We start from the raw sequence: 9,686 nt of genomic DNA on the forward strand, positions 1-9,686 counted from the left end.
TTTTGACGATGCGCACAGGCGTGATCGCAAAGAAAGTCGGGATGACCCGCCTGTTCCAGGAGGACGGACGTCACGTACCTGTGACTGTTCTGTCTTTGGAAGACTGTCAGGTTGTCTCACACCGCACCGCAGAAACGGACGGCTATTTTGCTGTTCAGCTGGGTGCAGGTGAAGCGAAACAGAAAAATGTAGCCAAGCCGCAGCGCGAGCACTTCGCGAAGGCCCAAGTCGGTCTGAAGAAGCGCGTTGCCGAGTTCCGCGTTGAGAGCGAAGACGGTCTTGTACCGGTCGGCGCCACAATCAGCGCAGAGCATTTTGTGGCTGGCCAAAAGGTCGACATCACCGGGCATACCCAGGGTAAGGGTTTTGCTGGCGCCATGAAGCGCTGGGGCTTCGGTGGTCTTCGTGCAACGCACGGTGTCTCGCTCTCTCACCGTTCGCACGGTTCGACGGGTAACCGTCAGGATCCGGGCCGCGTGTTCAAGGGCAAGAAGATGGCTGGTCACATGGGTGACCGTCAGCGGACGCAGCAGAACCTCGAAGTGGTTCGCACCGACGCTGATCGTGGTCTCATCTTCGTGAAGGGTTCGGTCCCTGGTTCGAAGAATGGCTGGTTGCTGGTCCGTGACGCTGTGAAGCTGGCTCTGCCAGACGATCTTCCGTTCCCGGGCGCTATCATCGACACGAATGCACCGGCTCCGGAAGCAGAAGCTCCGGCAGTTGAAGAGCAACAGGTTGATGCAGTGGCAGCAGAAGAAGCAGCGGCTCCGGCTGGGGCTCCAGCGGAAGCACCTGCTGAAACTCCGGCAGCTGTAGGCGATGCGCCTTCCAGCGACGAAAATAAGGAGGGCTAAGCCATGAAGGTGAAGGTCCAGAAAATCGACGGCAAGGCAGCTGGCGACGTAGAACTGAATAAGGATGTGTTCGGTGTAGAGCCGCGCGCAGACATTCTGCACCGCGTGGTCACCTGGCAGCTGGAAAACCGCCGTGCCACCGCACGTCCGACGCGTGAGCGTTCAGACATTGCACGCACTGGCAAGAAGTTTGGCCCGCAAAAAGGTTCAGGTGGTGCACGTCACGGTGACCGCGGCGCGCCTATCTTCATCGGTGGTGGTAAAGCGCACGGTGCTCGCAAGCGTGATTTCGATCAGTCGCTGAACAAGAAGATCCGTTCGCTTGGCCTGAAAATGGCTCTGTCGAGCAAGGCGAAAGACGGCCTGGTGGTTGTTGACAACCTTTCGCTCAAGGATGCCAAGACCAAGGTGCTTAAAGGTCACTTCGACAAGGCTGGCTGGAACGGCAAGGTCCTCGTGATCGACGGCGAAAGCGTAGACGAAGGCTTCAAGAAAGCCGCAGGCAACCTGCCGGGTGTCAACGTGATGCCGGCGATGGGTGCGAACGTCTATGACATTCTCAACCACGACACGCTTGTCCTGACCAAGGAAGCGGTCGAAAAGCTGGAGGCGCGCTTCAATGGCTAAAAAGCAAGAAATCGATGCGCGTCACTATGACGTGATCCTGGCTCCGCACATCACCGAGAAGTCCACGATGGCTTCCGAGAACAACGCTGTTGTTTTCAAGGTTTCGGGCGATGCGACGAAGCCACAGATCAAAGAGGCGGTTGAAGCGATCTACGACAAGAAAGTCGTGAACGTGAACACCATCAACGTCAAAGGCAAGACCAAGCGCTGGAAGGGTAAACCTTACAAGCGCAATGACGTGAAAAAAGCGATCGTCACCCTCGCCGAGGGTGAAATGATCGATATCACTAGCGGTATCTGAGGCGGATCATGGCACTCAAGAACTACAAACCGACAAGCCCCGCGCGCCGCGGCCTGATTCTTGTCGACAAGTCCGGCCTGTACAAAGGCAAGCCGGTCAAGTCGCTGACAGAAGGCAAGCGCAAGACCGGTGGCCGTAACAACAAAGGTCATGTCACGTCGCGTGGCATCGGCGGTGGTCACAAGCAGAAGTACCGCTTTATCGACTTCAAGCGTCGTAAGTGGGATGTTCCTGCGACTGTCGAGCGGATCGAGTATGACCCGAACCGTACGGCTTTCATCGCGCTTCTCAAATATGAAGACGGTGAGCAGGCATACATCATCTGTCCGCAGCGTGTTGCTGTTGGTGACACCATCATTGCTGGCGAAAAGACCGACACGAAGCCAGGCAATGCCATGCTTCTGGGTCAGATGCCGGTTGGCACGATCTGCCACAACGTAGAGATGAAGCCGGGCAAGGGCGGTCAGATCGCTCGCTCTGCTGGCGCTTACGTTCAGCTGGTTGGCCGTGACCGCGGCATGGTGATCGTTCGTTTGAACTCTGGCGAACAGCGTTACATTCGCAGCGATTGCATGGGCACGGTTGGCGCGGTGTCTAACCCCGACAACCAGAACCAGAACTTTGCGAAAGCCGGTCGCACACGCTGGAAGGGCAAGCGCCCTCTCACACGTGGTGTTGCGAAGAACCCGGTCGATCACCCACACGGCGGTGGCGAAGGCCGTACCTCAGGTGGCCGTCACCCGGTTACCCCTTGGGGCAAGCCGACCAAGGGTGCTCGCACTCGTAACAACAAGCAGACGGACAAGATGATCATCCGTTCGCGCCACGCCAAGAAGAAGAGGTAAGGACACATGGCACGTTCCGTCTGGAAAGGTCCGTTTGTCGAACTCAGCCTTCTGAAGAAGGCGGAGGACGCACAAGAGGCGAGCAACAGCAAGCCGATCAAGACCTGGTCGCGTCGCTCGACCATTCTCCCGCAGTTCGTTGGTCTGACATTCAATGTCTACAACGGGCACAAGTTCATTCCCGTCTCTGTTTCGGAAGAGATGGTTGGCCACAAGCTTGGTGAATTCGCGCCGACGCGCACATTCCCCGGCCATGCTGCCGACAAGAAGGGTAAGCGCTAATGGGCAAGGCAAAATCACCGCGCCGTGTTGGTGATAACGAGGCATTGGCTGTCGGCACCACGATCCGTGGTTCGGCGCAGAAGCTGAACCTCGTTGCACAGCTGATCCGCGGCAAAAAGGCCGAAGAGGCTTTGAACATCCTCTCCTTCTCCAAGAAGGCGATGGCGCGTGACGCCAGCAAGGTGCTCGCTTCGGCGATTGCCAATGCGGAAAACAACCATAATCTCGACGTCGACGCGTTGGTCGTTGCCGAGGCTTCAGTGGGCAAGTCGATTACGATGAAGCGTTTCCACACACGTGGCCGCGGCAAGTCGACCCGTATCCTGAAGCCGTTCAGCAAGCTGCGCATCGTGGTTCGCGAGCACGACGAGGAAGAGGCGTAAGATGGGCCAGAAGAGCAATCCGATCGGTCTGCGCCTGCAGATCAACCGCACCTGGGACAGTCGCTGGTACGCTGAAGGGCGTGACTATGCGAAGCTTCTCAAGGAAGACATCGAGATCCGCAAATACATCTTCGAAACCGTGCCACAGGCTGCGATTTCGAAGGTGGTGATCGAGCGTCCGGCGAAACTTTGCCGCGTTTCTATCTATGCTGCACGCCCAGGCGTGATCATCGGCAAGAAAGGCGCAGACATCGAGAAGCTTCGTTCGAAGCTTGCATCGATGACTGATAGCGAAGTGAAGCTGAACATCGTTGAAATCCGCAAGCCGGAAATCGACGCGAAGCTTGTTGCACAAGGTATCGCTGACCAGCTGATCCGCCGTGTCGCTTTCCGTCGCGCTATGAAGCGTGCGGTTCAGTCGGCTCTGCGTCTTGGTGCAGAAGGCATCAAGATCACCTGTGGTGGTCGTTTGGGCGGTGCGGAAATCGCCCGCGTTGAATGGTACCGCGAAGGCCGCGTTCCGCTGCACACGCTGCGTGCCAACATCGACTACGCCGAAACCGAAGCGCTGACTGCTTATGGCATCATCGGTATCAAGGTCTGGATCTTCAAAGGCGAGATCCTGGCACATGATCCGACTGCGCAAGACCGTTTGATGATGGAAGCTCAGACTTCCGGCGTGCGCCCCGCTCGTTGATGGCGCCGCGCTGATTGGAAGATAGAGACAGACAATGTTGCAACCGAAGAAATCCAAATACCGCAAGGCTTTCAAGGGCCGGATCAAGGGCGACGCAAAGGGTGGCACTACGCTGAACTTCGGCTCTTATGGTCTCAAGGCACTTGAGCCAGAGCGTATCACTGCACGCCAGATCGAAGCTGCGCGTCGTGCGATTACCCGTGCGATGAAGCGTCAGGGCCGTCTCTGGATCCGTGTATTCCCGGACGTGCCGGTTTCGAAGAAGCCTGCCGAGGTCCGTCAGGGTAAAGGTAAGGGTTCAGTTGAATACTGGGCTGCGCGCGTAAAGCCGGGCCGTATCCTGTTCGAACTCGACGGTGTACCTGGCCCGCTGGCTGCGCTCGCATTTGAACGCGCTGCGATGAAACTGCCGATCAAAACCAAGGTTGTTGCCCGTCTGGGTGATACCTCTCACCTGGGAGGCGACAAATGAGCAAGGTAGAAGATCTGCGCACTAAGACTGATGATCAGCTTTCCGCTGAACTGACCGAGCTGAAGCGCGAACAGTTTAACCTGCGTTTTCAGGCTGCCACCAACCAACTCGAGCGTCCTGCTCGGGTTCGGGAAGTGCGCCGTTCGATCGCTCAGATCAAAACGCTGCAAAACGAGCGCGCAGCTGCGGCTGTGAAGGCTTAAGGAGTAGACCATGCCGAAACGTATCCTGATCGGATCTGTCACCTCCGACAAGACCGACAAAACCGTGACCGTACTGGTCGAACGCAAGGTGAAGCACCCGCTTTACGGGAAGATCATCCGTCGTTCGAAGAAGTATCACGCTCACGACGAAAACAACGAATACGCGATTGGTGACGTGGTCCGCATTGAAGAGACCAAGCCGATTTCGAAAACCAAGACCTGGACCGTGAAGGATCGGGTTGTGGCTGGTGGAACTCAGGCAGTGGAAGCTGACCTCGAAGTCGAAGCCGCCGGTAACTGAGTTAGACGAAGGAACTGTTGAGCCCCGGTTGGTATCGGGCGTCCCAACAAGCCAAGAGAAGGAACCGGATCAATGATCCAGATGCAGTCCAATCTCGACGTCGCAGACAATAGCGGCGCAAAGCGCGTCCAGTGCATTAAAGTACTGGGTGGCTCAAAGCGTCGCACTGCGAGTGTCGGAGACGTGATCGTGGTTTCCGTTAAGGAAGCCCAACCACGTGCCAAAGTTAAGAAGGGCGACGTGCACCGCGCAGTGATCGTGCGAACAAAGAAGGAAGTGCGCCGCAAAGACGGCAGCGTGATCCGCTTTGACAGCAACGCTGCAGTGCTCGTGAACAAGAGCGAAGAGCCAATTGGCACCCGTATCTTTGGCCCAGTTGTTCGTGAACTGCGTGGCCGCGGCTTCATGAAGATCATCTCGCTTGCGCCGGAGGTGCTGTGATGGGTGCTGCAAAGATCAAGAAGGGTGACAGCGTTGTCGTTCTGTCTGGCAAGGACAAGGGTAAGACCGGTACGGTCACTCAAGTCATGCCAAAGGAAGGCAAAGTCGTGGTTGAAGGCATGAATGTCGCAACCCGTCACCGCAAACCGAGCCAGGCCAACCCGCAAGGTGGCATTGAGCGCCGTGAGGCTCCGATGCACATCAGCAAGGTTGCAGTGGCTGATCCGAAGGATGGCAAGCCCACCCGCGTCCGCTTCGATGTGAAGAAGGACGGTTCCAAAGTGCGCGTTGCCGTAAAGAGTGGGGAGACCATCGATGGCTGATTACACTCCTCGTCTAAAGCAGAAGTTCGAAGACCAGATCGTCAAGGCGATGACCGAGAAGTTCGGTTACAGGAATCGTCTTGAAGTTCCGAAGCTTGAGAAAGTCACACTCAACATGGGTGTGGGCGAAGCAAGCCAGGACAAGAAGAAGGTAACGATCGCTGCTGAGGAAATGGCGCTGATCGCCGGCCAGAAGCCGGTCATCACTAAAGCCAAGAAGTCGATCGCTCAGTTCAAGCTGCGCGAAGGCATGCCGATCGGTTGCAAGGTAACCCTGCGCCGTGACCGTATGTACGAATTCATGGATCGTCTGGTGACTGTTGCAATGCCTCGCATTCGTGACTTTCGTGGTCTGAACCCGAAGTCATTCGATGGCCGTGGCAACTATGCAATGGGCCTCAAGGAACAGATCGTGTTCCCTGAGATCAGCTATGATCAAATCGAAAAGGTGCGTGGCATGGATATCATCGTCACCACTACCGCAAAAACCGATGACGAAGCACGTGAATTGCTGAAGCTGTTTGGCTTCCCTTTCCCCGCCGAAGCATCAGATGAAGATAAGGAAGCGGCGTAAGCCGCTTAGGAGAGCTTAAGTCCAATGGCGAAACTGAGTTCCATCAACAAGAACGAGAAGCGCAAGAAGCTCGTTCAGAAGTACGCAAACAAGTACGCCAAGCTTAAGGCGATTGCTGCGGACGAGTCTCTCGATGAGAGCGAACGTCTGATTGCACGTCTGAAGATGGCGGAAATCCCGCGCAATGCGAACCCGACCCGGGTCCGCAACCGCTGCGCCACCACCGGCCGCCCACGCGGCTATTACCGTAAGTTCGGCATCAACCGTATCGAACTGCGTCAACTCGGCAACCGGGGCATGATCCCTGGTCTGACCAAGTCGAGCTGGTGAGGAATTAGACAATGGCAATGACCGATCCATTGGGTGATATGCTCACCCGTATCCGCAACGGCCAGCAGGCGAAGAAGGACTCTGTCCTGTCACCTGCGTCAAAGCTGCGTGCGAATGTGCTCGAAGTGCTTCAGCGTGAAGGCTACATCCGTGGCTACAGCGAAGACGCATCTGGCAAACACCCTGCGCTGCGGATCGAACTGAAATATTTCGAGGGTGAACCGGCTATCAAGCATGTCGCTCGTGTCTCCAAGCCTGGCCGCCGCGTTTATTCGGGTTCGAAAGAGCTTCCGACTGTGCGCAACGGCCTTGGTATCACCATCGTTTCGACCCCTCGCGGCGTGCTTTCGGACAGCGAAGCTCGCAACGAGAACGTCGGTGGCGAAGTGCTGGCGGAGGTGTTCTAATGAGCCGTATTGGTAAGAAAGCGGTTGCGATCCCTAGCGGCGTAACGGCTACCATCGAAAACGGTACGATGACCGTGAAGGGCCCGAAAGGCACCCTTTCCATGGGTCTCAGTGACCTGATCGACTACAAGGTCGAAGGTGAAGAGATCCAGGTCAACCCGGCCAACGACACCAAGCAGGCGCGCTCTTTCTGGGGCATGCATCGCACGCTGGTATCGAACCTGGTTGAAGGTGTGACCGACGGTTTCACCAAGACACTTGAAATTTCAGGTGTCGGTTATCGTGCTCAGGCGCAGGGCAACAAGCTCAAGCTGCAGCTCGGTTTCAGCCACGATGTCGACATCGACGTGCCAGAAGGCATCGACGTGAAGACACCTGATCAGACAACTGTGATTGTAAGCGGAATGGACAAGCAGGCCGTTGGCCAGCTCGCCGCTGAAATCCGCCGCTGGCGCAAGCCCGAGCCTTACAAGGGCAAGGGTATCAAGTACCAGGGCGAGTATGTCTTCCGTAAGGAAGGGAAGAAGAAGTAAGATGGCAAAGCTTTCTCTCTTTGAACGCCGCCGCCGCCGCGTGCGCACCGCGCTTCGCAGCCGTGCTGGTGGTAAGCCGCGCCTGTCCGTGCACCGCACCGGCAAGCATATCTACGCGCAGATCATCGATGATGCAGACGGCAAGACGCTTGCTGCCGCTTCGACGCTCGGTGCGAAGGCTTCAGGTGCCAATGTCGATGCCGCCACAAAGGTTGGCAAGGACATTGCAGCTGCTGCCAAGAAGGCTGGCGTAACGACTGTCGTGTTCGATCGCGGCGGTTTCCTTTTCCACGGCCGCGTGAAAGCGTTGGCTGATGCCGCTCGCGAAGGCGGGCTGGAGTTCTGATGATGGCTGACGAAAAGAAAACACCAGAAGCCGAAACTGAAGCACCGAAGGTTGAAGAAACCGCGGCTGCTGAAGAAACCAAGGTAGAAGCAGCGACGGAAGAAGCTGCTCCTGCTGAAGAAGCTGCTCCTGCTGAAGAAGCTGCTCCTGCTGAAGAAGCGGCTCCTGTTGAAGAAGCGGCTCCTGTTGAAGAAGCGGCTCCTGCTGAAGAAGCGGCTCCTGTTGCTGATGACCAGCGTCAAGGGCGCGGTCGCGGTCGTGGCGGCAACCGTGATGGCGGAAATCGTGGCCGTGGCGGCCGTGACAACCGTCGTGGTGGACGCCGCGAAGAAGAAGATGACGGCATCATTGAGAAGCTGGTTCACATCAACCGCGTGTCGAAAACAGTGAAGGGCGGTAAGCGCTTCGGTTTCGCAGCATTGGTTGTTGTGGGTGACGGATCGGGCCGCGTCGGCTTCGGCCACGGCAAGGCTCGCGAAGTTCCAGAGGCAATTTCGAAAGCTTCGGCTGCTGCGCGCAAGAAGATGGTTCGCGTTCCTTTGAAAGAAGGCCGCACGCTGCACCACGACGGCAAGGGCCGTTTCGGTGCCGGCAAGGTAACCGTTCGTACGGCGCCTCCGGGTACTGGCATCATCGCCGGTGGTCCGATGCGTGCTGTGTTCGAAAGCCTGGGCGTTGCAGACGTTGTGACCAAATCCGTCGGTACGTCGAACCCGTACAACATGATTCGCGCTACATTCGATGCGCTGACCAACCAGTCTTCGCCGAAGTCTGTGGCTCAGCGTCGTGGCAAGAAGGTTGCAGACCTGCTTGGCCGTGGTGGCGCTACCGAAGCGGAAGCAGAAGCTGACGCTGCTGCAGTTGTGGAGTAAGATCAATGGCTGCCAAGAAAACCGTAAAAATCAAGCAGATCGGTTCGCCGATCCGTCGTCCGGAAAGCCAGCGCAAGATCCTGATCGGTCTTGGGCTTAACAAGATGCACAAGGTCGTAGAGCGTCAGGATACCCCTGAAGTTCGCGGCGCGATCGCCAAGATCCCGCATCTGGTTGAAGTGGTCGACTAAACCAATCACGTGACCCTGCTTCGGCGGGGGTCACTTTTTTAGCGCGAACCCCGGATCGGGGCATAGAAAGCGAAAGCGAGTGCAACAATGAAACTCAACGACATCCGTGACAACGAAGGCGCCCGCAAGGGCCGCATGCGTGTTGGCCGTGGCATCGGCTCTGGCAAAGGCAAGACCTCTGGTCGTGGCCAAAAGGGTCAGAAGAGCCGTTCTGGCGTAGCGATCAAGGGCTTTGAAGGCGGCCAGATGCCGCTGCACATGCGTTTGCCAAAGCGCGGGTTCAACAACCCGTTTGGCAAGGACTTTGCTGAAGTGAATATCGGCATGGTTCAGAAGTTCATCGACGCGAAGAAGCTCGACGGCAAAAAAGACATTACTGAAGAAGCGCTTCGTGCTGCTGGCCTCGTGCGTGGTGGCAAGGACGGTGTTCGTCTGCTCGGCAAAGGCGAGATCAAGGCCAAGGCGAAATTCATCGTTGCTGGTGCCACCAAAGGTGCGATTGCAGCGGTTGAAAAGGCTGGTGGCAGCGTCGAAGTGATCGCTGCGGCTCAGCCCGAGCACGAGAAAAAGGCTGCCCGCCACGAAGCCAACAAGGCGGCGAAGGCCAAGTAATCAAATAAATTGGGGAGCGGGGGTTCGACATTGGGCCATCCGCTCCCTATCTAACCGTTCTGAGCTATCTGAGCCGGACACGGGCCGGCGCA

At 57.1% G+C, this 9,686-nt stretch carries 20 protein-coding genes; all 20 read left to right on the plus strand.

Annotated elements, in window-relative coordinates:
* Positions 1 to 8 precede the first annotated feature (8 nt).
* The 20 genes from rplC (at position 9) to rplO (ending at position 9,594) form a co-directional block, all read left to right on the plus strand.
* On the plus strand, positions 9 to 854 hold the full coding sequence (rplC, locus tag QZ487_RS06110) for a 50S ribosomal protein L3 (RefSeq protein WP_296023801.1): 846 nt from the start codon (positions 9 to 11) through the stop codon (positions 852 to 854).
* Positions 855 to 857: 3 nt separating this feature from the next.
* Positions 858 to 1,481, plus strand: coding sequence for a 50S ribosomal protein L4 (gene rplD / locus QZ487_RS06115; RefSeq protein ID WP_296023802.1), 624 nt, complete (start codon positions 858 to 860; stop codon positions 1,479 to 1,481).
* Positions 1,474 to 1,782 (plus strand): 50S ribosomal protein L23, encoded by a 309-nt coding sequence (locus QZ487_RS06120; RefSeq protein WP_285976865.1) that lies wholly within the window; start codon positions 1,474 to 1,476, stop codon positions 1,780 to 1,782. The genes rplD and QZ487_RS06120 overlap by 8 nt, the downstream gene beginning before the upstream one ends.
* Positions 1,783 to 1,790: 8 nt before the next feature.
* The gene (gene rplB / locus QZ487_RS06125) at positions 1,791 to 2,627 is read left to right on the plus strand and encodes a 50S ribosomal protein L2 (protein WP_296023804.1); all 837 of its coding nucleotides are present in this window, start codon (positions 1,791 to 1,793) and stop codon (positions 2,625 to 2,627) included.
* A gap of 6 nt (positions 2,628 to 2,633) precedes the next feature.
* A complete protein-coding gene (rpsS, locus tag QZ487_RS06130; protein WP_285976867.1) occupies positions 2,634 to 2,909 on the plus strand; it encodes a 30S ribosomal protein S19 in 276 nt (91 codons plus the stop codon).
* The gene (gene rplV, locus QZ487_RS06135; RefSeq protein ID WP_285976868.1) at positions 2,909 to 3,292 is read left to right on the plus strand and encodes a 50S ribosomal protein L22; all 384 of its coding nucleotides are present in this window, start codon (positions 2,909 to 2,911) and stop codon (positions 3,290 to 3,292) included. Before rpsS ends, rplV begins: the two co-directional genes overlap by 1 nt.
* A gap of 1 nt (position 3,293) precedes the next feature.
* Complete coding sequence (gene rpsC / locus QZ487_RS06140) at positions 3,294 to 3,989, plus strand: 30S ribosomal protein S3 (RefSeq protein WP_285976869.1); 696 nt, start codon at positions 3,294 to 3,296, stop codon at positions 3,987 to 3,989.
* A gap of 34 nt (positions 3,990 to 4,023) precedes the next feature.
* On the plus strand, positions 4,024 to 4,461 hold the full coding sequence (gene rplP / locus QZ487_RS06145) for a 50S ribosomal protein L16 (protein WP_285976870.1): 438 nt from the start codon (positions 4,024 to 4,026) through the stop codon (positions 4,459 to 4,461).
* The gene (rpmC, locus tag QZ487_RS06150) at positions 4,458 to 4,664 is read left to right on the plus strand and encodes a 50S ribosomal protein L29 (RefSeq protein ID WP_285976871.1); all 207 of its coding nucleotides are present in this window, start codon (positions 4,458 to 4,460) and stop codon (positions 4,662 to 4,664) included. The genes rplP and rpmC overlap by 4 nt, the downstream gene beginning before the upstream one ends.
* Before the next feature lie 10 nt (positions 4,665 to 4,674).
* A complete protein-coding gene (rpsQ, locus tag QZ487_RS06155; RefSeq protein WP_285976872.1) occupies positions 4,675 to 4,965 on the plus strand; it encodes a 30S ribosomal protein S17 in 291 nt (96 codons plus the stop codon).
* Positions 4,966 to 5,037: 72 nt separating this feature from the next.
* A complete protein-coding gene (gene rplN / locus QZ487_RS06160; RefSeq protein ID WP_067598881.1) occupies positions 5,038 to 5,406 on the plus strand; it encodes a 50S ribosomal protein L14 in 369 nt (122 codons plus the stop codon).
* On the plus strand, positions 5,406 to 5,729 hold the full coding sequence (gene rplX, locus QZ487_RS06165) for a 50S ribosomal protein L24 (protein WP_285976873.1): 324 nt from the start codon (positions 5,406 to 5,408) through the stop codon (positions 5,727 to 5,729). Before rplN ends, rplX begins: the two co-directional genes overlap by 1 nt.
* Positions 5,722 to 6,303 (plus strand): 50S ribosomal protein L5, encoded by a 582-nt coding sequence (rplE, locus tag QZ487_RS06170; RefSeq protein ID WP_285976874.1) that lies wholly within the window; start codon positions 5,722 to 5,724, stop codon positions 6,301 to 6,303. Before rplX ends, rplE begins: the two co-directional genes overlap by 8 nt.
* Before the next feature lie 24 nt (positions 6,304 to 6,327).
* Entirely contained in the window at positions 6,328 to 6,633 is a 306-nt protein-coding gene (rpsN, locus tag QZ487_RS06175; RefSeq protein ID WP_285976875.1) for a 30S ribosomal protein S14, read from the plus strand.
* An 11-nt stretch (positions 6,634 to 6,644) separates the two neighbouring features.
* Entirely contained in the window at positions 6,645 to 7,040 is a 396-nt protein-coding gene (gene rpsH, locus QZ487_RS06180) for a 30S ribosomal protein S8 (protein ID WP_285976876.1), read from the plus strand.
* Entirely contained in the window at positions 7,040 to 7,573 is a 534-nt protein-coding gene (rplF, locus tag QZ487_RS06185; protein ID WP_285976877.1) for a 50S ribosomal protein L6, read from the plus strand. Before rpsH ends, rplF begins: the two co-directional genes overlap by 1 nt.
* Position 7,574: 1 nt before the next feature.
* The gene (rplR, locus tag QZ487_RS06190) at positions 7,575 to 7,919 is read left to right on the plus strand and encodes a 50S ribosomal protein L18 (protein ID WP_285976878.1); all 345 of its coding nucleotides are present in this window, start codon (positions 7,575 to 7,577) and stop codon (positions 7,917 to 7,919) included.
* Entirely contained in the window at positions 7,919 to 8,791 is an 873-nt protein-coding gene (gene rpsE, locus QZ487_RS06195) for a 30S ribosomal protein S5 (RefSeq protein ID WP_296023807.1), read from the plus strand. The genes rplR and rpsE overlap by 1 nt, the downstream gene beginning before the upstream one ends.
* A 5-nt stretch (positions 8,792 to 8,796) precedes the next feature.
* Entirely contained in the window at positions 8,797 to 8,982 is a 186-nt protein-coding gene (gene rpmD / locus QZ487_RS06200) for a 50S ribosomal protein L30 (RefSeq protein ID WP_152434960.1), read from the plus strand.
* Between the two features lie 87 nt (positions 8,983 to 9,069).
* Entirely contained in the window at positions 9,070 to 9,594 is a 525-nt protein-coding gene (gene rplO / locus QZ487_RS06205; protein WP_285976880.1) for a 50S ribosomal protein L15, read from the plus strand.
* The last annotated feature ends 92 nt before the right edge of the window (positions 9,595 to 9,686 follow it).

It is taken from the genome of uncultured Altererythrobacter sp., assembly GCF_913057185.1.
GTDB classification, from domain to species: domain Bacteria; phylum Pseudomonadota; class Alphaproteobacteria; order Sphingomonadales; family Sphingomonadaceae; genus Erythrobacter; species Erythrobacter rubellus.